Raw genomic sequence first — 23,275 nt, forward strand, 5'->3', positions numbered from 1 at the left:
AGCCTAGGTACACCGTCTACTCCGTTAGCGCCTGCTGTTCGGTTTGGTCGCGAATCCCGATCGATCCGCCACTGATCGCGCTTTGCGTGGTCGAGCAGACTGTCATACGCAGCGGGTCGCCAAGGCTATGTCGGGCCGCAACCGCACAACAGTTGCTAAAAAAGATGGGAATCTTCAATTCATGAGGCACAACCTGAACATGTAGGCTGTCGTATTTCTTATTCAGGAAAACGATAATTTTCTGGAATTTCTGGCCACTCCCCTGAACGCAACAACGTTTCGATATCGTCGACCAGCGAATTAAAAACGGTGGAAAGACTCATGGAATACCCACGAATATGTAGCAATGCAACCCTCATTGCAACCTCATCATTACCCTCTCGAGCAAGGCGGATCCTCTCTGTCAATTCGCGAATCAATTCGAAGAACATATTTATTCTGTAATCCATGTTATTACCATAATCAAGGGCCAAATCGTGAACATCAAAATCAGGAGAGCATTTGGAGAAGAACTCATTACGCATCATATCTTTGAGATTTTCAAAAAAATCACTTCTATTCATTTTGGCAACCTTCTGTTTGAGCCCTATCCGTTTTTATGGAATTTATTGATCCATCCAGATTGAGCACAACTTTCGCCTTCCCATTTGCATCAAACACTTCTATGTGGTTCTTATGCATTGCATCTAAATAGAATTTGTCGCCCTTTGATATATGCTTGCCAATATCGGCATTAGCTTGATAAACACTTTGCCCTTGATAGATCTGTCTCGTCTTCTGAGATCCGGCTCCGATTTGCGTGCCGAACCCCGACTGGTGCATGAACTCGGACATATTCCCGACACTGCCGGCATTTGGCTGGTACTTCCCTTTGATGACACCAACCGCAGCCGCCCCGAGCGCAGCCCATTGCGCCGCCGTCTCTGACGTCAGACCATACCGTTCCTGCAGATCCGCCGCAATTTCAGTATCCAGCGCCACGCCTATGGCTTCCTGGTGCTGATACAGATAGATTGCCAGGTCCGCCTTCAAGCCGGCCGGAATATCCAGCCCAAGAGCAGCGTCAAGCTCTTTCCGGTAGTCCGTCACGCCCTCGACAAAGTCGCCATACTGCGCACGGCAGGCTATTGGTTCTTGCGCGCACAGCGCAACCATCTTCTCCTGATTCTCGACGCTCAGATCCCGGAGGGTATCATTGATTTTTTCATTTCAACTTCCCTGGAAACGTAGCAAGCAAATTTCCGTACTTATCCGTCATGACGGTTAAAGTGGATGTCGGAATATTTCCGTTAAATCTATCCAATCCAATATTACTGCCGATATCTATTTCACGGACGTAATACGGATACAAGGAGTCATGGCGTGGATGTGTCGAATCCCATTTTATGCCCACATTCGACTAGCCCAGAGGAAACGGGCAGTTGCTGCTTATGAACCAAATGCCAAAGCAGCTCCCAACCAATACCATACTCATCATGATCGATGTACTCTTTAATATCCGTATAGTCCTGAAGAGAAAGGTTTTCCCGCACCTCTTCAAGGGAGGCGGTGAGAAGCTTCTCTAGCGTTTCAAAATACTCATTGGACTGCCCATCGTTCATTTTGGATTCCTCGGAACATTTGTTGGAAAGCCTGTTACGACACCTCCACCCTTAGAGGGCGGTTCAACGACCACTCTAATATTCACCCCGTCAATCGTAGCTTCCTTTACTATTCGACCATTTCCTTGGACACGCCCGGGAATCAAGGGGTCTGACGCAATCGAATTTATTTCGTCCAAAACCCTTGTGGATGACCCGCTTTGAGGAAAGGTGCTTTTCCCCGGAGCACCAGGCCAAAGGTGTCCGCCACCCGTACCATCTCCATGAAGGATGTGGTCGGCCCGGGCATCAGAGATTAGGGATGTCCCCTTTGTGGCCTGAGCCGCCGCCAACTGCCTGGCATGCTCCACCTTCGGCGCGTCGGACAGAACCTTGGCCAAGTCACCCAGCTTGCCAACGGCCTTGCCTACGCCGCCCCCAACCACCCCCAACACCGCAAAGAAGTAATTCGCTTCCTCCTGGCTGGCCACAGTGTGTCCGGTGATCAGCTCGTACGCCGAGCCGGCCATCCCCGGCACTGCCAGTAACCCGCCCACCGCATCGGCCAGCAAGGCCACGTGTGCGGACGACATCTGCCCCAGAACTTGCGACAGCCCTGAGGCACTTTGTACGTCGTACAGGGTCATCAGCGCGTCGATCTTCGCCGATGAAGCATCCAGCGTCTTGATATTCTTCTCGTAGGCCTCGTTGCTTATCTGCCCACTAAGCAGCGCCTGCTCCAGTTCGGCCCGTTGCGCGGCAGTCTCCTTCGCCACCGACGTCCGGTTACGGTAGAACGTATTGTTGTCGGCCTCGATGCGCGCCGCCGCGCTGGTGGTGGCGGCGTCTCCTCCGAGCCCAGTGATCACGCCGGCGACCAGGCCGTTCAGCAGGTTGCTTCTCGCCTCCACCTCTTCCGCAGTAGCGCCTGGCTCGGGCTTCAGCAGATAGCCCAGCACGCTGCTCAGGCTTGCTCCAGCGGCGCCGCTGCCGCAGGCCGCCCCTTGCGCGGCGGCCGATCCACATGCCAACACCCCATGCAGGGCAGCGCGCAGCGTTTCCGACTCGGCGCCTTGCGGAAGCGCATCGGCCAACTGCTTGACCAGCTTGGCGCCCTCTGCTTGCAGGTATCCGAGCGCGGCGTTCAGAGCGAACTGACTGGTACTACCAGTTACGTTGCCTGATGCCGCGGCCAAGATGGCCGTCAGCGCCTGTCTCGATGTGCTGCCAGGCGCCCATTGCCTGGTCTGCTCAAGTTGCGCATTCAACGCCGCCAACCTGGCAGGGTCCGCGCTATCTTCCTTCGCGAGTTCGGCCGCGATTTCCTTCTTTATCGCACGGGCCTCCAGGTCGACCTCCTTAGCCCGATTCGCCAGAAACTGCCCCAGCTGCCAGCTCGCCTCGGACACGATCTCGAAGCCCGCTTCGATCTGCTCCTTGTCGAAGATCGGATCCAGCGTGTTCAGCGTGTCCGATGTGTCCCAGTTCACCGACGCCACGGCCTGGTCTGCCGTCTGCCCTGTCAGCGCTTTCTGTCCCGCTTCGTCACGGATCTCGATCGCGCCGTCGCTGATGGCGCTTTGCGTGGTCGAACTGGCGTCTCCGCTGGCCGCCGCCACTACCGGCATGCCCAGGCCCAGCCCCCCGCCGGTGCTGGGCACCGAGGTGCCGTGCTCCTTGGTGGCTCCGCCCGCGACTTCGTTGTCCTTGGTGGCGCCCAGGTCATCACCGCCGCCAAAATTCACACCACCGCCCACCGCGATCTGGCTGGCGCTGTAGTCGGCCCGGTTCTCGATGTCGCGCACCACCAGCGTGCCGGTCGACAAGCTGTTCAGCGCGGCGGCCACCGCCTGCTGGCTGCTGGCGATCACGCCGCCCGCCAGCGTGGTGTTGTCGCCCACCTTCACCTGGAACCCGCCGTCGCCGGCCCACAGGCCGGCCTGCTGGGTCACCGAGTCGTACTCGCTGCGCATCTTGCGTGTGCCGGCGTTGGCCGATACGGTGCCGCCCACGTAGTCTACGCACACCCTTTCGCCACCACGTCGGACCGCGACCGCATAATGGTTGCTAAAGAACGATAGGGGTTTCTAACTCACGAGACACAAGCTGGACACGGAGACCAAATTGTCGTGAGTCACCTTTTATTCAGGGAACCGATAGCCTTCTGGAATTTCAGGCCATTTTCCCGACTTCAGTAGAGTCTCAATATCGTCAACTATCCAATCAAAAATAGTGGAAAGACTCATGGCATGCGAACGAATCCGTATTAATGCTGCCTGCATAGCGATCTCATCACCGTCCTCCCGAGCAACGCGAAGCCTCTCTGTCAGTTGACGAATCAACTCCAAGAATCGTTTTATCCTGGCATCCATATGATCGTTATAGTCGATAGCTCGTTTTTGACTATCAAAACCATCGGGATACTTGGAGCAAAATTCACTTCGAAGAATATCTTTGAGATCTTCGAAAAATTCGGCTTTATTCATTTTGATAATTTTCTCCCTTCTGCTAAGGCTTTTGTCGTTTTGATGTCGTTAAGAGAGCCATCAAGATTGAGCACTGCTTTTGCTCTTCCATTTGCATCGAATACTTCTATGTGGTTCTTATGCATTGCATCTAAATAGAATTTATCTCCCCTTGATATATGCTCACCAATAGCGCCATTGGCCTGATAGACACTCTGCCCTTGATAAATCTGCTTGGTCTTTTGAGATCCACTGCCAATTTGGGTACCAAACCCTGGCTGCCGCATCAGTTCGGACATATTTCCCACACTGCCGGCATTGGGCTGGTACTTCCCCTTGGTGGCGCCAACCGCCGCCGCCCCAACCGCAGCCCATTGCGCAGCAGCCTCTGACGTCAGACCATACTTTTCCTGCAGCTGCTCAGCAATCTCCGTATTCAGCGCTACGCCTATGGCTTCCTGGTGCTGATACAGATAGATTGCCAAGTCCGCCTTCAAGCCGGCCGGAATATCCAGCCCAAGAGCAGCGTCAAGCTCTTTCCGGTAATCCGTCACGCCCTCGACAAAGTCGCCATACTGCGCACGGCAGGCTATCGGGTCTTGTGCACATAGCGCGACCATCTTCTCCTGATTCTCGACGCTCAGATCCCGGTACTTTTGCTGGATCTCGTCGCAGGTGCCCAGCGCGCGGCACGTGCTGGCCTCGGCGGCAAAGGATTTCAACTCGCCCAGCGACAGCGCATTGTTGGCCAGTTCCGTTGCCGCCGACGAGGCACTGGTTGCTGCATCCATGGCCAGACCGGTAGCCGTGCCTGCCACGATGCTCTGGATCAGATTGCTGCGCGCCTCTTTTTCTTGCGCTGACAGGTCATCGCCTGCGACGCTCGCAAGCAGCGTTGCCAGCACTGAGCTCGCCCCTGCCCCCAATGCGCCTGCCCCGCAGCTTGCACCGCCACCCGCCGCCCCTGCGCAGCCGACGATGGCATGCAACGCGGCCCGAGCCGCTTCGACGTTGGCCCCAGAACCCATGCCATCCGCAATGCGCTTGACCTCGCTCGCCGCCAGCCCCTGCAGGTAGTTCACCACCGCGGCTTGCACGAACTCACTGGTCGCACCCGTCACATTGCCGCTGGCCGCACCCATCACCGCCGTCATCCAGCGGCGATACTTGCCGCCCGGGCCCCACTCCCGTTTCAGTCGTTCGGCTTCAGCCCGGGCCTGATCACGTTCCGCCTTCGACAGCGTGGCGTCATCGGCCCGATCGTTCAGCGCATCGACCTCCTTGGCCCGATTCACCAGAAACTGCCCCAGCTGCCGGTTCGCCTCCGACACGATCTCGAAGCCCGCTTCGATCTGCTCCTTGTCGAAGATCGGATCCAGCGTGTTCAGCGTGTCCGATGTGTCCCAGTTCACCGACGCCACGGCCTGGTCTGCCGTCTGCCCTGTCAGCGCTTTCTGTCCCGCTTCGTCACGGATCTCGATCGCGCCGTCGCTGATGGCGCTTTGCGTGGTCGAACTGGCGTCGCCATTGGCCGCGGCCACTACCGGCATGCCCAGGCCCAGCCCCCCGCCGGTGCTGGGCACCGAGGTGCCGTGCTCCTTGGTGGCTCCGCCCGCGACTTCGTTGTCCTTGGTGGNATCCGCCAGCTGCAGGAAGAAATGGACATGGGCGTGATCTTCATCACGCACGACATGGGCGTGGTGGCCGAAGTGGCCGACCGCGTGCTGGTGATGTATCGCGGCGACAAGGTCGAAGAGGGCGCTTCCGACGCCATCTTCGCCGCGCCGGGGCATGCCTATACGCGCGCGCTGCTGTCGGCCGTGCCGCGCCTGGGGGCCATGCGCGGCACCGACGAACCCGCGCCGTTCCCGCTGCTGCGCGTGGAAGACGCCGCGGCCGGCGCCGGGCCGGCGGCCGCGGCCGCCGATGCGGCCAGCACGGTGCGCCGCGAAAGCGGGCCGGTGCTGCGGGTCAAAGACCTGGTCACCCGCTTCGACATCTCGGGCGGCATCCTGGGCCGCGTGCAAAAGCGCGTGCACGCGGTCGAGCGCGTCAGCTTCGACCTGTACCCCGGCGAAACCCTGGCCCTGGTGGGCGAATCGGGCTGCGGCAAGACCACCACCGGCCGTTCGCTGCTGCAGCTGGTCAAGAGCCAGGGCGGCCGCATCGAATTCGACGGGCAGGACATCGGCACCCTGCGCGGCGCCGCCATGCAGCACCTGCGGCGCCACATCCAGTTCATCTTCCAGGACCCGTTCGCCTCGCTCGACCCCCGCATGAAGGTCGGCGATTCCATCATGGAGCCGCTGCTGATCCACGGCGTGGCCAAGGGCCGGGCGGCGCAGGAACGCGTGCGCTGGCTGATGGACAAGTGCGGGCTGTCGCCCGACATGATCGACCGCTATCCGCACGAATTCTCGGGCGGGCAGCGCCAGCGCATCTGTATCGCGCGGGCCCTGGCGCTGAACCCGAAGGTCATCGTGGCCGATGAGTCGGTGTCGGCGCTCGATGTTTCCATCCAGGCGCAGATCGTCAACCTGCTGCTCGACCTGCAGCGCGAGCTGGGCGTGTCGCTGCTGTTCATTTCGCACGACATGGCCGTGGTCGAGCGCATCAGCCACCGGGTGGCGGTAATGTATCTGGGCCAGATCGTCGAAATCGGCCCGCGCCGCTCCATTTTCGAGAACCCGCAGCATCCGTACACCCGCAAGCTGATGGACGCGGTGCCGATCGCCGACCCGCAGCGCCGCCACCGGGCGCGCTCGCTGCTGGTCGACGAAATTCCCAGCCCGGTGCGCATGGTGGGCGACGACCCCGTGGTGGCGCCCCTGGTGCAGGTGGCCGAGGGCCATTACGTGGCGCGCCATCCGGTGGGCGTGTACGCCTAGAGGCGGGGCCGGGCCGCCAAAGCCCGTCCCCAATTTTCTCTGCAGTGCAACATTTCCGCCGTGCATTTTGATAAAGTGGCGGGATCGACGGCTTTTTTTTCTTATCTTTCACCTCAAGAGCATTGAACATGACGCAAGCAGTAGGCCTGGTCGGCTGGCGCGGCATGGTCGGTTCCGTTCTCATGCAGCGCATGCGCGACGAAAACGACTTCGCCCTGATCGATCCCGTATTCTTTTCCACCAGCAATGCCGGCGGCGCGGCGCCCACCTGGGCCGACGGCGCGGGCCCGCTGCAGAACGCCTACGACATTGATGCTCTGAAAAAACTGCCCATCATCGTCACGGCGCAGGGCGGCGACTACACCTCCGAGGTCTACCCGAAGCTGCGCGGCGCGGGCTGGAACGGCATCTGGATCGATGCCGCCAGCACCCTGCGCATGAAAGACGACGCCATCATCGTGCTCGACCCGGTCAACCGCCCGGTCATCGACGCGGCGCTCAAGCGCGGCGTGCGTAATTTCGTCGGCGGCAATTGCACGGTCAGCTGCATGCTGATGGGCCTGGCCGGCCTGTTCAACAACGACCTGGTCGAATGGATGACTTCCATGACCTACCAGGCGGCCTCGGGCGGCGGCGCCCAGCACATGCGCGAACTGCTCACCCAGTTCGGCCTGCTCAACCAGGCCGTCAAGCCCCTGCTCGACGACCCGGCCTCGGCCATCCTGGAAATCGACCGCGGCGTGCTGCAGGCGCAACAGGATCCGGCGCTGCCCCAGGAACACTTCGGCGTGCCCCTGGGCGGCAACCTGATCCCCTGGATCGACAAAGACCTGGGCGACGGCATGTCGCGCGAAGAATGGAAGGCCGAGGCCGAAACCAACAAGATCCTCGGCCGCGGCCAGGCGTTCGGCACGCCGGCCACTCCCATCGACGGCCTGTGCGTGCGCATCGGCGCCATGCGCTGCCATAGCCAGGCGCTTACCATCAAGCTCAAGCGCGACGTGCCGCTCGATGAAATCGAGGCCCTGATTGCGCAGGGCACGCAATGGGCCAAGGTCGTGCCCAACACCAAAGAAGACAGCATGCGCGCGCTGACGCCGGTGGCGGTTACCGGCACCCTGGACATCCCGGTGGGCCGGCTGCGCAAGTTGTCGATGGGCCCGCAGTACCTGGGCGCCTTCACCGTGGGCGACCAGCTCCTTTGGGGTGCGGCCGAGCCGCTGCGGCGCATGCTGCGCATCGCGCTGGCCGAAGCCTGAGCCCCGCGCGGCCTGTCGGCACCGCCCAGGCCCGCCAGGGCACGGCAAAGGCACCTGCGGGTGCCTTTGCGCTATATGGGCGGCATGCCGGCGGCCGGGCAGTTTGCCAATTTGTGAATCGCGGTCGATCCTTTACACTTTCGCCCAGCATTGGCCGGTAAACCGATACGTATTGCAGGATTTCCCACCATGACCTTGCGCTCGCGTCATTATCCCCGTACCCGTCGTATCAAAGCCCTGAACTGGGCCGTGGCCCTGGCCATCGGCGCCTCAGTGGGCGCGGCGGCACAGGCGGCCACCGTGGGCCATTCGCGCGTGGTGTCCCCGCCGGGCGCGCCCCTGCAGGTGGTGGTGCCGCTCGACGGCCTGACCCCCGAAGAAGTCGCGTCGCTGCAAGTCTCGCTGGCCGACGCGGGCGCGTGGCAGCGCGCCGGGCTGCGTCCGCCGGTGCCGCTGGACAGTGTCCGGGTCGCCATTCAAGACGGCAGCGACGCCACGCACAAGAACATCCGCATCGTATCTTCGCAGCCGCTGGCCACGCCGGCGGTCGACTTGCTGCTCAACCTGCAGTCCAGCGCCGGCCAGCGGCAGGTGCAAGTCACCATCCTGGTGCCGCAGCGCGGCGCCGGCCCCCAGGTTCAGCCGGCCCGCGTGGGCGGGGGCGGCGGCCAGCAGGCCACGGCCGGCTCCGTGGCGGTGCGTTCCGGCGACACGCTGTTCCGCATTGCGCGCCGCAATGCCGTGCCGGACGCCAGCGTGTACCAGATGCTGGTGGCGCTGTGGCGCGCGAACCCCCAGGCGTTCATCCAGAACAACATGAATCTTGTGCGCGCCGGCGAAACCCTGTCCATTCCGGACGCGGCCACCGTGCGCGCCATCGATCCCGCCGAAGCCCGCCGCATTTATGCCGAGCAGGCCGAAGCCTTTGCGCGCTATCGCGGCCGCGCCGGCGCGGATGCCGCCGGCGGTTCAGCCGTCAGCGCCGACCGCGGCGCCGCGTCGGGCCATGTAGGCCGGGCGCCCGAGGGCCAGGCCGCCCCTGGCTCGGCGCCCCAGGACCGCCTGCGCCTGAGCGCGGCCAGCCCCGGCGATGCGCAATCCGATGCGCGCACCTCTGGCGAGCATGCCATGCGCGACGCCCAGCAGCGTGTCGACACGCTGCAAGGCAATGTCGATGCGCTCAACCGCGCCGCGGGCGGGCAGGGCGGCGGGGCGAACGGCGGCTCCGAAGGTGGGGCGGGCACAGGGTCGGCGGGCACGGCAGGCGCTGCCGGCGCGGCGGGCGCCGCCGGTTCCGAAGGCGCTGCGGGCGCAACCGGAGCCCCCGGCGCCGCGGGCGCTGCTGGTACAGCAGGCGCTACCGGTGCGACAGGCGCTACCGGTGCGACAGGCGCTACCGGCGCCACAGGCGCTACCGGCGCCACAGGCGCTACTGGTGCCACAGGCGCTACCGGTGCGGCAGGCGCTCCGGGTGGGGCAGGTGCTCCCGGCGCGGCAGGTGCTCCCGGCGCCGCCAGCACCCCGGGCGCCCAGGCCAATGGCGAGGCGGCATCCGGCAATGCCCAGGCCGGCAAAACCAGCAATGATGCGGCGCCCAGCGCGATGCCCAGCTGGCTGGCCGACAATCTGCTGGTCGTGGTGACGGCCGCGCTGGCCATCATCGTGCTCATCGTGGCATGGCTGCTGCGCCGGGCCGGCGCGCGCCGCGCCGATGAAGACGAGTCGTACGGCGAACCGGCCTTCGACAACGCGGCGCTCAACCGCAGGCTCGACGGCATCAGCCTGGACCTGGACCAGCCGCCCACCGACGAGCCGCGCCCCGGCGGGCCGCGCTGATCCGCATGCCGCGCATGGCGTTGGGGCTGGCGTACGACGGCTCTTCCTGGCAAGGCTGGCAGACACAGCCGCACCGGCAGACGGTGCAGGACACCCTCGAAGCCGCGCTGGCCCGCTTTGCCGGCATCGACGGCACGCTGCCCACCATCTGCGCGGGCCGCACCGACACAGGCGTGCATGCGGCCATGCAAGTCGTGCACCTGGACACCGGCCTGCAGCGGCGCGCCGAGTCCTGGGTGCGCGGCGTCAATGCCTTTCTGCCGCCCAGCATCGCAGTGCAGTGGGCGCAGCCGGTGTCCGACCAGTTCCATGCGCGCTTTTCGGCGCGTTCGCGCACCTATCTCTATCTGCTGTGGCGCGGCCGCGTCCGCCCGCCGCTGTGGGCCGGCCGGGCCGGCTGGTGCTTCCAGCCGCTGGATGTGGCGGCCATGCGGCAGGCGGCGTCGGCCTTGCTGGGCGAGCATGATTTCTCCAGCTTCCGTTCGTCGCAGTGCCAGGCCCGCCATCCGGTGCGCACGCTGCACAGCCTGGATATCGACGAGCGCGGGCCGTTCCTGGTCTTCACGCTGCGCGCCAATGCTTTTCTGCACCACATGGTGCGCAACCTGATGGGCGCGCTGCTGCAGGTAGGGCAGGGACGCCAGCCGGTGTCATGGATGCCGGCCGTGCTGGCCGCGCGCGACCGCCGCCTGGCCGCGCCCACTTTTTCACCCGACGGCCTGTATCTTTCGGCCATCGAATACCCAGCTGAATTCAAGCTGAACGAAACCGACGGCGGGCCGCAACTGCTGTCGCCTTTTACATTTGCTTAAGGGTTATCAGCAGGAAGGCATCCATCAAGAATCACTATATGATTGCGAACGAAAAAAACGGCAGCCTCCACACGAGCTGCCGTTTTCGCGGCCGTTTCACACGAACGGCGCGCACATGCATCGCTTCCAACCAGGAGACTTCCGTAATGCAACGTCGTTCGTTCCTCAAAAAGGCTACCCTGGGTGCCGCGGCCGCTGGCGGCGCGACACTCGCCGCGCCGGTTCTGGCGCAAGAATCGCCCACCCTGAACTGGCGCCTGGCCTCCAGCTTCCCGCGCAGCGCCGATGCCATCTACACTGGCGGCGAAAACCTGGCCAAGTACGTGGCCGAGGCCACCGACGGCAAATTCAACATCCGCGCCTTCCCCGCGGGCGAAATCGTCCCCGCGCTGCAAGTGCTCGATGCGGTGCAGAACAACACCATCGAATGCGGCCATACCGCTTCGTATTACTACTTCGGCAAAGATCCCGCGCTGTGCTTCGACGGCGCCGTGCCGTTCGGCCTGAATACGCGCCAGATGAACGCCTGGATGCGCCACGGCAACGGCCTGAAGCTCACCCGCGAGCTGTTCCAGAAGTACAACATCGTCAACTTCCCCTGCGGCTACACCGGCACGCAGATGGGCGGCTGGTTCCGCAACGAAATCAAGACCGTCGATGACCTCAAGGGCCTGAAATTCCGCGCCAGCGCGTTCGCGGGCGCGGTGCTGTCGCGCCTGGGCGTGGTGCCGCAGCAGATCGCCGGCGGCGACATCTACCCCTCGCTCGAAAAGGGCACCATCGACGCCGCCGAATGGATCGGCCCGTACGACGACGAAAAGCTGGGCTTCCACAAAGTGGCCAAGCACTACTACTTCCCGGGCTGGTGGGAAGGCACGCTGCAGGTGTCGCTGTACGTAAACCAGGACGTCTACAACAAGCTGCCCAAGCACTACCAGGCGGCCCTGTCGCAGGCCTCCGCGGCCGCCACGGCCGACATGATCGCCAAGTACGACGCCGAAAACCCGGCCGCCCTGCGCCGCCTGGTGTCGCAAGGCGCCCAGCTCAAGGCATTCCCCAAGGCCGTCATGGACGCGTGCTACGCCGAGGCGAACAAGGTCTACGCCGAGTTCTCGGCCAAAGACCCCATGTTCAAGAAGGTCTACGACGACATGGTGGCGTTCCGCGACAACGAAATCCCGTGGTTCCGCGTGGCCGAAGGCAGCTTCGACGGCTTCATGGGCACCATCAACCGCCACAAGTAGGCGGGCGCCGACGGGAAGCGGGGCAGGCGGGCTGGCGCGGCGTTATAAAATCGTCCGATTCAGCCCGCCACAGCGCTTGCCACAAGCCGGTTCTGCCAGGGCGCCGCATGTCTACGGCGGCCGCCGGACACCCCGAGGCCCTTCCGCATGCCCAGACCTCCGCCGCATCGGGCGCGGGGCTCATTTTCTTTCCAGATATTCATTTCCATCATGAAAGCATTACTCGCTTTATCGCGCGGCATAGACGCGCTGAATCTGCGGGTTGGCCGGGCTGTCACGTGGATCACGCTGCTGGTGGTGCTGGTCAGCGCCGGCAACGCGGTGGTTCGCAAGGTGTTCGAGATGAGCTCGAACGCGTGGCTGGAGCTGCAGTGGTACATGTTTGGTGCCATGTTCCTGCTGACGGCGGGCTATACCCTGCTCAAGAACGAACACGTGCGGGTCGACATCCTGTCGTCGCGGCTGTCCAAGCGCAAGCAGATCTACATCGAGATATTCGGGGTGCTGTTTTTCCTGCTGCCGATGGCGATTCTGATCATGTACCTGTCGTGGCCGATGTTCATGGACTNTGATTTCTCTTTGGCTTGCAGCACCCTTGTTGCCAAGCGCGCCGCGGGCCGCATCACTCAAGCGCCCACACTTATCGGTTGNAGGAAATGGTGCTGCCGGGCGACAACGTGTCGATGACGGTCAAGCTGCTGGCGCCGATCGCCATGGAAGAAGGCCTGCGCTTCGCCATCCGTGAAGGCGGCCGTACCGTCGGCGCCGGCGTCGTCGCCAAAATCATCGCCTAAGGCGCACACCAACCAGCGAAGGCGGCGGGTCCTCTTCTACCGCCTTCGCTTATCGTTCTTTAGGAAACACCATGAAAAACCAGAAGATCCGCATCCGCTTGAAAGCCTTCGACTACAAGCTGATCGATCAGTCCGCGGCCGAGATCGTCGACACCGCCAAGCGCACCGGCGCTGTGGTGCGCGGGCCGGTTCCGCTGCCCACGCGTATCCGTCGCTACGACGTGCTGCGTTCGCCCCACGTGAACAAGTCGTCGCGCGACCAGTTCGAGATCCGCACCCATCAGCGCCTGATGGACATCGTGGACCCCACCGACAAGACCGTGGACGCCCTGATGCGCCTGGATCTGCCGGCCGGTGTCGACGTGGAAATCGCGCTGCAGTAAGGTTGCCGGGCCCAGCCGGGCTCGCACGAAATGGCCGCATTCCCCTGGGGTGCGGCCATTTTGCCTTGGGGCCTGGCAGTTAAATGCTTGTGCTGCCTGGGAAAACCGTGCTAATATGCCAAGCTTGCCATTTTGTGGCAAGAGCAACCTGTAGGGTAGATGCCTTTACCTTCTGCCCGATTAGCCCCGACCAATCGTAGTCGGGAATGGAGAAAACAATGTCGAATTCGACGTCCACGCCCGCCGCGCATCGGCTGGGTCTGGTGGGTCGCAAGGTCGGCATGACCCGCATTTTTACCGAGGAAGGTGAATCCATCCCGGTAACCGTGCTGGACGTGTCGAACAACCGCGTGACCCAGATCAAGTCTCTGGAAGCCGATGGCTACGCCGCGGTCCAGGTGGCTTACGGCACCCGTCGTGCCTCGCGTGTGGCTCAGCCGCAAACCGGCCACTACGCCAAAGCCGGCACCGAAGCCGGCAGCATCCTGAAAGAATTCCGCCTGGATCCGGCCCGTCTGGCCGAATTCACGCCTGGCGCCGTCATCGCCGTGGAATCCGTCTTCGAAGCCGGCCAGCAGGTCGACGTCACGGGCACTACCATCGGTAAGGGCTTCGCCGGCACGATCAAGCGCCACCACTTCGGTTCGCAGCGCGCTTCGCACGGTAACTCGCGTTCGCACCGCGTGCCCGGCTCGATCGGCCAGGCGCAAGACCCGGGCCGCATCTTCCCCGGCAAGCGCATGTCCGGCCACCTGGGCGATGTGACCCGTACCGTTCAAAACCTCGACGTCGTGCGTGTCGATGCCGAGCGCGGCCTGTTGCTGGTCAAGGGCGCTGTCCCCGGCCACGCTGGCGGCGATGTCGTCGTGCGTCCGGCCATCAAGGCGCCGGCCAAGAAGGGGGCGTAAGCATCATGGATCTCAAGCTCCTGAACGACCAAGGTCAGGCCGCTACGTTCAGCGCGCCCGACACCATTTTCGGCCGCGACTTCAACGAAGCGCTGGTTCACCAGATCGTGGTGGCCTACCAGGCCAACGCGCGCAGCGGTAACCGCGCCCAGAAAGACCGTGCCGAAGTCAAGCACACCACCAAGAAGCCCTGGCGCCAGAAGGGTACCGGTCGCGCTCGCGCCGGTATGACCTCGTCGCCGCTGTGGCGTGGGGGTGGTCGCACCTTCCCGAATTCGCCTGAAGAAAACTTCAGCCAGAAGGTCAACAAGAAGATGTACCGCGCAGGCATCCGCTCGATCCTGTCGCAGCTGGCCCGCGAAGACCGCATTGCCGTCGTCGATGCGTTCGGCCTCGAATCGCCCAAGACCAAGCTGGCCGTGGCCAAGCTCAAGAGCCTGGGCCTGGATTCGGTGCTGATCATCACCGACGCGGTCGATGAAAATGTTTACCTCGCCACCCGCAACCTGCCGCATGTTGCCGTGGTCGAGCCCCGTTATGCCGATCCGTTGTCGCTGATCCACTACAAGAAAGTGCTGATCACCAAGCCGGCCATCGCTCAACTCGAGGAGATGCTGGGATGAACGCCGAACGCTTGATGCAAGTCATTCTGGCTCCGGTGGTGACCGAAAAGGCCACCTTCGTCGCCGAAAAGAATCAGCAAATCGCTTTCCGTGTCGTGGCTGACGCTACCAAGCCGGAAATCAAGGCTGCCGTCGAACTGCTGTTCAAAGTGCAGGTCGAGTCCGTGCAGGTCCTCAACCGTAAGGGCAAAGTCAAGCGCTTTGGCCGCTTCGTGGGTCGCCGCCGCAGTGAGCGCAAGGCCTATGTCGCGCTCAAGGAAGGCCAGGAAATCGACTTTGCGGAGGTGAAGTAAATGGCCCTCGTCAAAGTAAAACCGACCTCGGCTGGCCGCCGTGGCATGGTGAAGGTTGTCAGCCCGAACCTGCACAAAGGCGCGCCGCACGCTGCCCTGCTCGAAAAGAAGACCCGTGGTTCGGGCCGTAACAACAACGGCCACATCACGATCCGCCACCGTGGCGGCGGTCACAAGCAGCACTACCGCGTTGTCGACTTCCGTCGCAACAAGGACGGCATCCCGGCCAAAGTGGAACGCCTCGAGTACGACCCCAACCGTACGGCGCACATCGCCCTGTTGTGCTACGCCGACGGCGAACGTCGCTACATCATCGCGCCGCGCGGCCTGGAAGTGGGCGCCACGCTGGTCTCGGGCATCGAAGCCCCGATCCGCGCCGGCAACACGCTGCCGATCCGCAACATTCCGGTGGGTACCACGATCCACTGCATCGAAATGATCCCCGGCAAGGGCGCCCAGATGGCGCGTTCGGCCGGCGCGTCGGCGGTGCTGCTGGCCCGTGAAGGCACCTACGCTCAAGTGCGTCTGCGTTCGGGCGAAGTCCGCCGCGTCCACATCGAGTGCCGTGCCACCATCGGTGAAGTCGGTAACGAAGAACACAGCCTGCGCCAGATCGGCAAGGCCGGTGCAATGCGTTGGCGCGGTGTGCGTCCGACGGTTCGTGGCGTGGCCATGAACCCGGTCGACCACCCGCACGGCGGCGGCGAAGGCCGTACCGGCGAAGCACGCGAACCGGTCAGCCCGTGGGGCACGCCCTCGAAGGGTTTCAAGACCCGTCGCAACAAGCGGACGAACAACATGATCGTCCAACGGCGCAAGCGCAAGTAAGAGGCGAACACTATGTCACGTTCGATCAAGAAAGGCCCGTTTGTCGACGCCCACCTCATCAAGAAGGTGGACACGGCCGTCGCGGGCAAAGACAAGAAGCCGATCAAGACCTGGTCGCGCCGTTCCACGATCCTGCCCGAGTTCATCGGCCTGACGATCGCTGTGCACAACGGCCGCCAGCACGTTCCCGTGTACATCAACGAGAACATGGTCGGTCACAAGCTCGGCGAGTTCGCGCTGACCCGTACGTTCAAGGGCCACGCCGCGGACAAGAAGGCGAAGAGGTAAGCGATGGAAACTACTGCCATTATCCGTGGGGTTCACATCTCGGCCCAGAAGACCCGTCTGGTTGCGGACCTGATCCGCGGCAAGTCGGTTGCTCAGGCGCTGAACATCCTCACCTTTTCCCCCAAGAAGGCTGCCGGCATCCTGAAGAAGGCTGTCGAGTCCGCCATCGCCAATGCCGAACACAACGACGGCGCCGACATCGACGAACTGAAGGTCACCACGATCTTCGTCGACAAGGCGCAATCGATGAAGCGTTTCTCGGCTCGTGCCAAGGGCCGCGGCAACCGCATTGAGAAGCAGACCTGCCACATCACGGTCAAGGTCGGAGCCTAAGGAGTCACGATGGGTCAGAAAATTCACCCCACTGGGTTCCGTCTCGCGGTCACCCGTAATTGGTCTTCGCGCTGGTTCGCCGATGACAAAGCGTTCGGCAGCATGCTGGCCGAAGACATCCGCGTTCGCGAGTACCTGAAGAAGAAGCTCAAGAGCGCCTCGGTTGGCCGCGTCATCATCGAGCGTCCCGCCAAGAACGCGCGCATCACCGTCTACTCGGCTCGTCCGGGCGTGGTGATCGGCAAGCGCGGCGAAGACATCGAAAACCTGAAGGCCGACCTGCAGCGCCTGATGGGCGTGCCCGTGCACGTCAACATCGAGGAAATCCGCAAGCCGGAAACCGACGCTCAACTGATCGCCGATTCGATCTCGCAGCAGCTCGAAAAGCGCATCATGTTCCGCCGCGCCATGAAGCGCGCCATGCAGAACGCGATGCGCCTGGGCGCCCAGGGCATCAAGATCATGAGCTCGGGCCGTCTGAACGGTATCGAAATCGCACGCACCGAGTGGTATCGCGAAGGCCGTGTGCCGCTTCACACGCTGAAAGCCAATATCGACTACGGCACCTCCGAAGCCCACACCACCTACGGTGTGATCGGCATCAAGGTCTGGGTCTACAAGGGCGACATGCTGGCCAATGGCGAACTGCCGCCCGAAGCCGCTACCCCGCGTGAAGAAGAACGCCGTCCGCGTCGCGCGCCGCGTGGCGACCGCCCCGATGGCGGCCGTCCCGGTCGTCCGGGTGGTCGTGGCCGTGGTCCCCGCAAGGCGGACGCAGCTCCGGCGCCTGAAGGAGAATAACCATGCTGCAACCCTCTCGCAGAAAATATCGCAAAGAGCAAAAGGGCCGCAACACCGGTCTGGCGACGCGCGGCACGCATGTGTCGTTCGGCGAATTCGGCCTGAAGGCCACCGGCCGTGGCCGCCTGACCGCTCGCCAGATCGAGGCGGCGCGTCGTGCCATCAACCGTCACATCAAGCGTGGCGGCCGTATCTGGATCCGCATTTTCCCGGATAAGCCGATCTCGCAGAAGCCTGCCGAAGTCCGGATGGGTAACGGTAAAGGCAACCCGGAATACTGGGTCGCCGAAATCCAGCCCGGCAAGGTGCTCTACGAAATGGAAGGCGTCAGCGAAGAGCTCGCGCGCGAGGCGTTCCGCCTGGCTGCCGCCAAGCTGCCGATCTCGACCACGTTCGTCGCGCGTCATATCGGTGCTTAAGGAGTACACAATGAAAGCCAGCGAACTCCGTTCGAAAGACGCCGCCGAGCTCGGCCAAGAGCTCGAGAGCCTGCTGAAGGCACAATTCGGTCTGCGTATGCAGAAGGCCACGCAGCAGCTTGCCAACACCAGCCAGCTGCGTAACGTGCGCCGCGACATCGCGCGCGTGCGTACCTTGCTGACCGAGAAGGCAGGGAAATAATCATGAGCGAAACTCAAAACACTCAAACCAAGCGCCAGCGTACGCTGGTCGGCAAGGTCGTCAGCAACAAGATGGACAAGACCGTCGTCGTTCTGGTTGAACGCCGCGTCAAGCATCCCATCTACGGCAAGATCGTCATGCGTTCGGCGAAGTACAAGGCGCACGACGAGTCGAACCAGTACAACGAAGGCGACACTGTCGAAATCGCGGAAGGCCGCCCCATCTCGCGTTCCAAGTCCTGGAACGTGGTGCGCCTGGTCGAAGCGGTGCGCATCATCTAAGTGATGCCAGACAGGGCGCGCGCCGCCCTGATGTGAAAACGGCAAGGAGCGATCCTTGCCGTTTTTTTTTTGCTGCTTCTGCCAGGTGTCTGGCTCCGCAGGTGCCGGACACCGTCGCGTGCAGATGGCCTGTTGGAACTTCGGTGTCTGACACCTGCGGAGTCAGACACCTGGGCCCCTGGGCTAGAGAAACAGGTGCCTCCAAAGCGGGGACGCCGCGGAGCCGGCTTTGCCGGTCCGCCAGCGTCGCCCCCCTGGGGGGGGAAGCGCGCAGCGCTTCGGGGGGGTGTTATACGTGCGTGATGAACTTGGTGACCAGGTAGCCGTCGAAGGTTTCCAGGCCGCCCTCGCTGCCGATGCCGCTGTCCTTGATGCCGCCGAACGGGGTTTCGGCCAGGGCGCTGCCGAAGTGGTTGATGTTGACCATGCCGGCTTCCAGCCCGTTGCTGACCTTGGTGGCCGTTTGCAGCGAATTGGTGAACACGTATGACGACAGGCCGAACGGCAGGCTGTTGGCGCGGCGCAGCACTTCATCGGTATCTTTGAAGCGCACCACCGGGGCCACCGGGCCGAACGGCTCTTCGGTCATCAGCATGGAATCGTCGGGCAGGTCGGTGACCACCGTGGGCGAAAAGAAAAAGCCCTTGCGGTCGAGCGGTTCGCCGCCCAGCGCGATCTTGCCGCCGTGCTTCTTGGCGTCTTCCACGAATTTGGACATGGTGGGAACACGGCGCTCGTGCGCCAGCGGGCCCATCTGGGTGCCTTCTTCAAGGCCGTCGCCCACCTTGATGCCCTTGAGCACTTCGGTAAAGCGGGCCAGGAACTGTTCGTAGGCGCCTTCTTGCACATAGAACCGGGTGGGCGACACGCACACCTGGCCGGCATTGCGGATCTTGAACTTCGCCAGCATTTCCGCGGCGCGGCCGACATCGGCGTCATCGAACACCAGCACCGGCGAATGGCCGCCCAGTTCCATCGTGACGCGCTTCATGTGCGCGCCGGCCAGCGCGGCCAGCTGCTTGCCCACGGGCACGGAGCCGGTGAACGACACTTTGCGCACGATCGGCGAGCGGATCAGGTAATCGGAGATCTTGGCGGGCTCGCCCCAGACGATGTTCAGGCACCCCTTGGGCAGGCCGGCCTCGTGGAACATGCGCGCGATCGCCATGACCGCGCTGGGCGAATCTTCCGGGCCCTTCAGGATGACCGTGCAGCCGGCGCCGAGCGCCGCGGCGATTTTGCGGATAGCCTGGTTGTAAGGGAAGTTCCAGGGCGTGAAGGCGGCGCACACGCCAATGGGCTCGCGCACCACGAACTGCCGGACATCGGGATTGCGCGGCGGGATGACGCGGCCATAAATGCGGCGGCATTCTTCGGCATGCCAGTCGGCATGCTCGGCGCAGGCGGTGATTTCACCCACCGATTCCGCCAGGGGCTTGCCCTGGTCCAGGGTCATGTTGCGGCCGATTTCCTTGGCGCGCTCGCGCGACAGCGACGCCACCTTGCGCAGGATGGCCGAGCGCTCCATGGGCGAGCTGTGTTTCCAGGATTCAAAGGCCCGCTGGGCGGCGGCCAGGGCGCGGTCGAGGTCGGCCTCGGTGGCGTGCGGCAGTTGCCCCAGAACTTCCAGCGTGGCCGGGTTGATGACATCCTGAGTGCGGCGACCGTCGCCGGTCAGGAATTCGCCGTCGATATACAGCGCCAACTGTTCATACATGCCAGATTTCCTTGCGAAAGAGGGGGAAGCAGTAAGAGATGCGAGCACCTCTCAGTCTAAACCAGCTTGGGGGCCGGCGCTTGGGCCACTGGGCCGCGCGCGGCCGGAGCCAATTGCCCCTGGGCTTGCGCCGGCCCCGGGTGCTGACCAAAATAAAGCCCCGGGCCTTCGTATCCCCGCATGCCTACGGACCGCCACTCCATGCTTGTGCCCAGCCAGGATATTGACGTTACGCGCAGCCTGTTTTCCCGCGCCTTCTTCCGGTTTCTCGACTGGCTGCAGCGCCGTATCGCCCGGGCTTCATTGGTGGGCGACCGGCCCATCTTCGACAACGCGCTGTTTCCCTGGACCGGCGCCCTGGAAGCCCAGGCCCCCGCCATACGCCGCGAGCTGCAAGCCCTGCTGCAAGAACGCGAGCGCCTGCCCGCCTTCCATGAAATTTCCCCGGACGTCGGCACCATTACGTCGGACGACCAATGGAAGACATTCCTGTTCCTGGCCTACGGCCTGCGGTCCGACCGCAACCTGGCCCGCTGCCCGGCCACTGCCCGGGCGCTGGAGGGGATCCCCGGCCTGCGCACGGCGTTCTTTTCCATTCTCGAGCCGGGCAAGCGGATTCCCCTGCACCGCGGACCCTACAACGGCGTGCTGCGGCTGCACGTGGGCCTGGTGGTGCCCGAGCCGCGCGAGCGCTGCTGGATCGAGGTCGGCGGCCAGCGGTACGCCTGGGAGGAAGGACGGGCCGTGGTGTTCGATGACCTGTATCCGCATCAAGTGCACAATGACACCGCGGGGCTGCGGGCGGTGCTGTTCGTCGATTTCGAGCGCCCCTGCCGGGCGCCGGTGCGCTGGCTGAACCGGTTGGTATTGAAAGCCGCGCCCCTGACCGACGAGGTCCGCCGGGGCAAGGCCAACCACGATGCCTGGGAGGCCCGTTATTACCGCCATAAATAGTGACACATCCATGCCGGCTTCCTTCGTCCCGCCGAACCAGGCTTCGTGGCGCCCGAAGCGCACCTGGCCAAATCGGGCTTGCACCTTTTGGTGGGGCAGGGTAGAATTGTCAGCTTTCCCGAATTGCCGTTATCGGTTTTCGCAGCATTTTGCAGTGCGCGCAGCGCATACGCAGTACGGGCGGCCTACCTAGTAGGGGCTGCCGGCAGCTGAAACCGGCAAGGGCGTCGGGGGAAAAGTATCCGCAGGATTTCAACCCAGGGTCGCGGCATTGCCTTTGAAGATCGTCTTCGAAGCGGGCGGCGGACCTGACGGGACCAAAACTGGCGGGAAAAGCGGTGTTTCCAGGTGGAAAGCTGCAATTCCAGTTAAGTTGGAACAGGAAAAATCATGATCCAAATGCAGACCACGCTGGACGTGGCCGACAACACCGGTGCGCGCGCTGTCATGTGCATCAAGGTGCTCGGTGGCTCCAAGCGCCGTTATGCCGGTATCGGCGACATCATCAAGGTGAGCGTCAAAGATGCGGCCCCGCGCGGGCGCGTCAAGAAAGGCGAAATCTACAACGCCGTGGTGGTTCGCACCGCCAAGGGCGTGCGCCGCAAAGACGGTTCGCTGATCCGTTTCGGTGGCAATGCCGCCGTGTTGCTCAACGCCAAGCTGGAGCCCATCGGCACCCGCATCTTCGGACCCGTTACGCGCGAGCTGCGTACCGAGCGCTTCATGAAGATCGTGTCGCTGGCCCCCGAAGTGCTGTAAGGAGCCCTCGATGAACAACATCCGTAAAGGCGACGAAGTCATCGTCCTGACCGGCCGCGACAAGAAACGCCGCGGTACCGTGCTGGCTCGCGTCGATGCCGACCACGTCCTGGTCGAGGGCGTCAACGTTGTCAAGAAGCACGTCAAGGCCAATCCCATGGCCAACAACCCGGGCGGCATCGTCGAAAAGACCCTGCCGATCCATATCTCCAACGTGGCGCTGTTCAATCCGGCCACGGGCAAGGGCGATCGCGTCGGCGTCAAAGAAGTCGACGGCCGCAAGGTCCGTGTGTTCCGTTCCAATGGTGCCGTTGTCGGCGCCAAGGCGTAAGGGGCGACAGACATGTCTCGTTTGCAAGATTTCTACAAGAGCAAGGTTGCTCCCGACCTGCAGGCCAAGTTTGGCTACAAGAGCCAGATGGAAGTGCCGCGCATCACCAAGGTCACCCTGAACATGGGTGTCTCGGAAGCGGTTGCCGACAAGAAGGTCATCGAACACGCCGTGTCCGACCTGACCAAGATCGCCGGCCAGAAGCCGGTCGTGACCAAGACCCGCAAGGCTATCGCTGGTTTCAAGATCCGCGAAAACTACCCGATCGGTTGCATGGTCACGCTGCGCGGCCAGCGCATGTACGAATTCCTGGATCGCCTGGTGGCGGTTGCGCTGCCTCGCGTGCGCGACTTCCGCGGCATCTCGGGTCGTGCGTTCGACGGCCGTGGCAACTACAACATCGGGGTGAAAGAGCAGATCATTTTCCCCGAGATCGAGTACGACAAGATCGACGCGCTGCGTGGGCTGAACATCAGCATCACCACTACCGCCAAGACCGACGACGAAGCCAAGGCGCTGCTGACCGCCTTCAGCTTCCCGTTCCGTAACTAAGAGGCTGATGACGTGGCTAAACTTTCCCTCATCAATCGCGACATCAAGCGCGCCAAGCTGGCCGACAAGTACGCCGCCAAGCGCGCCGAACTGAAGGCGATCATCGACGACCAGTCGAAGACCGACGAAGAACGTTACCAGGCTCGGCTGAAGCTGCAACAACTGCCGCGCAATGCCAACCCGACGCGCCAGCGCAACCGCTGCGTCGTCACGGGTCGTCCGCGCGGCGTCTTCCGCAAGTTTGGGCTGACCCGCCACAAACTGCGTGAAATGGCGATGAAGGGGGAAATCCCCGGCATCACCAAGGCCAGCTGGTAGGAGAAAAAACATGAGCATGAGCGATCCCATCGCCGATATGCTGACTCGCATTCGCAATGCGCAGCAAGTTGACAAAGTTACGGTGAGCATGCCCTCCTCGAAGCTGAAGGCGGCCATTGCCGCTGTGCTGCAGGATGAAGGCTACATCGACGGCTTTTCCGTCAAGGGTACGCAGGCCAAGCCTGAGCTGGAAATTACCCTGAAGTACTACGCCGGCCGCCCGGTCATCGAGCGCATCGAACGCGTCTCGCGCCCCGGCCTGCGTATCTACAAGGGCCGCAGCAACATTCCCCAGGTCATGAACGGCCTGGGCGTGGCCATCGTTTCGACCTCGCGCGGCGTCATGACCGACCGCAAGGCCCGTGCCAACGGCGTCGGCGGCGAAGTGCTGTGCTACGTGGCCTAAG

The 23,275-nt window shown here is 62.9% G+C and carries 28 protein-coding genes and 3 pseudogenes; 24 read left to right on the plus strand and 7 right to left on the minus strand.

Annotated features, from left to right (window positions below):
* Positions 1-218: 218 nt before the first annotated feature.
* The 6 genes from J2P76_RS04985 to J2P76_RS23590 all read right to left on the minus strand — a co-directional run bounded on the left by J2P76_RS04985 (position 219) and on the right by J2P76_RS23590 (position 5,628).
* Complete coding sequence (locus tag J2P76_RS04985) at positions 219-563, minus strand: hypothetical protein (RefSeq protein ID WP_207404949.1); 345 nt, start codon at positions 561-563, stop codon at positions 219-221.
* Entirely contained in the window at positions 556-1,155 is a 600-nt protein-coding gene (locus tag J2P76_RS23580; protein ID WP_242697295.1) for a hypothetical protein, read from the minus strand. Before J2P76_RS23580 ends, J2P76_RS04985 begins: the two co-directional genes overlap by 8 nt.
* Positions 1,156-1,355: 200 nt before the next feature.
* A complete protein-coding gene (locus J2P76_RS04995; RefSeq protein ID WP_207404950.1) occupies positions 1,356-1,601 on the minus strand; it encodes a hypothetical protein in 246 nt (81 codons plus the stop codon).
* A complete protein-coding gene (locus tag J2P76_RS23790; RefSeq protein ID WP_207404952.1) occupies positions 1,598-3,592 on the minus strand; it encodes an EndoU domain-containing protein in 1,995 nt (664 codons plus the stop codon). Before J2P76_RS23790 ends, J2P76_RS04995 begins: the two co-directional genes overlap by 4 nt.
* A 129-nt stretch (positions 3,593-3,721) precedes the next feature.
* Positions 3,722-4,066, minus strand: coding sequence for a hypothetical protein (locus J2P76_RS05005; RefSeq protein ID WP_207404954.1), 345 nt, complete (start codon positions 4,064-4,066; stop codon positions 3,722-3,724).
* Positions 4,063-5,628, minus strand: coding sequence for a hypothetical protein (locus J2P76_RS23590; RefSeq protein WP_242697296.1), 1,566 nt, complete (start codon positions 5,626-5,628; stop codon positions 4,063-4,065). Before J2P76_RS23590 ends, J2P76_RS05005 begins: the two co-directional genes overlap by 4 nt.
* Positions 5,629-5,670: 42 nt before the next feature.
* Here J2P76_RS23590 and J2P76_RS05015 point away from each other — a divergent pair.
* From J2P76_RS05015 to rpsQ, 18 genes and pseudogenes are all read left to right on the plus strand, one after another.
* Positions 5,671-6,933, plus strand: a pseudogene (locus tag J2P76_RS05015) (dipeptide ABC transporter ATP-binding protein); the annotation flags it as partial.
* A gap of 128 nt (positions 6,934-7,061) precedes the next feature.
* On the plus strand, positions 7,062-8,192 hold the full coding sequence (gene asd / locus J2P76_RS05020) for an aspartate-semialdehyde dehydrogenase (protein WP_207404956.1): 1,131 nt from the start codon (positions 7,062-7,064) through the stop codon (positions 8,190-8,192).
* Positions 8,193-8,381: 189 nt separating this feature from the next.
* The gene (locus tag J2P76_RS05025; protein WP_207404958.1) at positions 8,382-10,028 is read left to right on the plus strand and encodes a type IV pilus assembly protein FimV; all 1,647 of its coding nucleotides are present in this window, start codon (positions 8,382-8,384) and stop codon (positions 10,026-10,028) included.
* A gap of 5 nt (positions 10,029-10,033) precedes the next feature.
* Complete coding sequence (gene truA / locus J2P76_RS05030) at positions 10,034-10,840, plus strand: tRNA pseudouridine(38-40) synthase TruA (RefSeq protein WP_207404960.1); 807 nt, start codon at positions 10,034-10,036, stop codon at positions 10,838-10,840.
* 146 nt (positions 10,841-10,986) lie between these two features.
* Positions 10,987-12,084, plus strand: coding sequence for a TRAP transporter substrate-binding protein (locus tag J2P76_RS05035; protein WP_207404962.1), 1,098 nt, complete (start codon positions 10,987-10,989; stop codon positions 12,082-12,084).
* Positions 12,085-12,294: 210 nt separating this feature from the next.
* Positions 12,295-12,663: pseudogene (locus tag J2P76_RS05040) on the plus strand (TRAP transporter small permease subunit); the annotation flags it as partial.
* Between the two features lie 74 nt (positions 12,664-12,737).
* A pseudogene (locus tag J2P76_RS05045) lies at positions 12,738-12,878 on the plus strand (elongation factor Tu); the annotation flags it as partial.
* A gap of 71 nt (positions 12,879-12,949) precedes the next feature.
* Positions 12,950-13,261, plus strand: coding sequence for a 30S ribosomal protein S10 (rpsJ, locus tag J2P76_RS05050; RefSeq protein ID WP_012251770.1), 312 nt, complete (start codon positions 12,950-12,952; stop codon positions 13,259-13,261).
* 218 nt (positions 13,262-13,479) lie between these two features.
* Positions 13,480-14,169 (plus strand): 50S ribosomal protein L3, encoded by a 690-nt coding sequence (gene rplC / locus J2P76_RS05055; RefSeq protein WP_162098136.1) that lies wholly within the window; start codon positions 13,480-13,482, stop codon positions 14,167-14,169.
* A 5-nt stretch (positions 14,170-14,174) separates the two neighbouring features.
* Entirely contained in the window at positions 14,175-14,792 is a 618-nt protein-coding gene (gene rplD, locus J2P76_RS05060) for a 50S ribosomal protein L4 (protein ID WP_207404964.1), read from the plus strand.
* A complete protein-coding gene (gene rplW, locus J2P76_RS05065) occupies positions 14,789-15,085 on the plus strand; it encodes a 50S ribosomal protein L23 (RefSeq protein ID WP_012251767.1) in 297 nt (98 codons plus the stop codon). The genes rplD and rplW overlap by 4 nt, the downstream gene beginning before the upstream one ends.
* Complete coding sequence (rplB, locus tag J2P76_RS05070) at positions 15,086-15,913, plus strand: 50S ribosomal protein L2 (RefSeq protein WP_012251766.1); 828 nt, start codon at positions 15,086-15,088, stop codon at positions 15,911-15,913. It begins immediately after the preceding gene.
* A gap of 12 nt (positions 15,914-15,925) precedes the next feature.
* Positions 15,926-16,201: a 30S ribosomal protein S19 gene (gene rpsS, locus J2P76_RS05075; protein ID WP_012251765.1), complete on the plus strand. Its 276-nt coding sequence runs from the start codon at positions 15,926-15,928 to the stop codon at positions 16,199-16,201.
* 3 nt (positions 16,202-16,204) lie between these two features.
* Positions 16,205-16,534: a 50S ribosomal protein L22 gene (gene rplV / locus J2P76_RS05080; RefSeq protein WP_066124713.1), complete on the plus strand. Its 330-nt coding sequence runs from the start codon at positions 16,205-16,207 to the stop codon at positions 16,532-16,534.
* Positions 16,535-16,543: 9 nt separating this feature from the next.
* Entirely contained in the window at positions 16,544-17,335 is a 792-nt protein-coding gene (rpsC, locus tag J2P76_RS05085) for a 30S ribosomal protein S3 (protein WP_207404966.1), read from the plus strand.
* A gap of 2 nt (positions 17,336-17,337) precedes the next feature.
* A complete protein-coding gene (rplP, locus tag J2P76_RS05090; RefSeq protein WP_006389610.1) occupies positions 17,338-17,754 on the plus strand; it encodes a 50S ribosomal protein L16 in 417 nt (138 codons plus the stop codon).
* Positions 17,755-17,764: 10 nt separating this feature from the next.
* Positions 17,765-17,956, plus strand: coding sequence for a 50S ribosomal protein L29 (gene rpmC / locus J2P76_RS05095; protein ID WP_012251762.1), 192 nt, complete (start codon positions 17,765-17,767; stop codon positions 17,954-17,956).
* 2 nt (positions 17,957-17,958) lie between these two features.
* Positions 17,959-18,237 carry a 30S ribosomal protein S17 gene (rpsQ, locus tag J2P76_RS05100; protein ID WP_012251761.1) on the plus strand — a complete coding sequence of 93 codons (279 nt, stop codon included), beginning with the start codon at positions 17,959-17,961 and terminating at the stop codon, positions 18,235-18,237.
* 289 nt (positions 18,238-18,526) lie between these two features.
* On the opposite strand, the gene J2P76_RS05105 is transcribed toward rpsQ, so the two are convergent.
* Positions 18,527-19,954 carry an NAD-dependent succinate-semialdehyde dehydrogenase gene (locus J2P76_RS05105; protein ID WP_207404968.1) on the minus strand — a complete coding sequence of 476 codons (1,428 nt, stop codon included), beginning with the start codon at positions 19,952-19,954 and terminating at the stop codon, positions 18,527-18,529.
* A gap of 201 nt (positions 19,955-20,155) precedes the next feature.
* Between J2P76_RS05105 and J2P76_RS05110 the strand changes: the two genes are divergently transcribed.
* The 6 genes from J2P76_RS05110 (at position 20,156) to rpsH (ending at position 23,274) form a co-directional block, all read left to right on the plus strand.
* Positions 20,156-20,908 (plus strand): aspartyl/asparaginyl beta-hydroxylase domain-containing protein, encoded by a 753-nt coding sequence (locus J2P76_RS05110; protein ID WP_207404970.1) that lies wholly within the window; start codon positions 20,156-20,158, stop codon positions 20,906-20,908.
* Positions 20,909-21,298: 390 nt separating this feature from the next.
* Positions 21,299-21,667 (plus strand): 50S ribosomal protein L14, encoded by a 369-nt coding sequence (gene rplN, locus J2P76_RS05115; RefSeq protein WP_003806916.1) that lies wholly within the window; start codon positions 21,299-21,301, stop codon positions 21,665-21,667.
* A gap of 10 nt (positions 21,668-21,677) precedes the next feature.
* Complete coding sequence (rplX, locus tag J2P76_RS05120; protein WP_012251758.1) at positions 21,678-21,998, plus strand: 50S ribosomal protein L24; 321 nt, start codon at positions 21,678-21,680, stop codon at positions 21,996-21,998.
* 12 nt (positions 21,999-22,010) lie between these two features.
* Positions 22,011-22,550, plus strand: coding sequence for a 50S ribosomal protein L5 (rplE, locus tag J2P76_RS05125; protein ID WP_207404972.1), 540 nt, complete (start codon positions 22,011-22,013; stop codon positions 22,548-22,550).
* A gap of 12 nt (positions 22,551-22,562) precedes the next feature.
* Positions 22,563-22,868 (plus strand): 30S ribosomal protein S14, encoded by a 306-nt coding sequence (gene rpsN / locus J2P76_RS05130; RefSeq protein WP_012251756.1) that lies wholly within the window; start codon positions 22,563-22,565, stop codon positions 22,866-22,868.
* Between the two features lie 10 nt (positions 22,869-22,878).
* A complete protein-coding gene (gene rpsH, locus J2P76_RS05135) occupies positions 22,879-23,274 on the plus strand; it encodes a 30S ribosomal protein S8 (protein ID WP_207404974.1) in 396 nt (131 codons plus the stop codon).
* The last annotated feature ends 1 nt before the right edge of the window (position 23,275 follow it).

It is taken from the genome of Bordetella petrii, assembly GCF_017356245.1.
GTDB classification, from domain to species: Bacteria; Pseudomonadota; Gammaproteobacteria; order Burkholderiales; family Burkholderiaceae_B; genus Bordetella_A; species Bordetella_A petrii_D.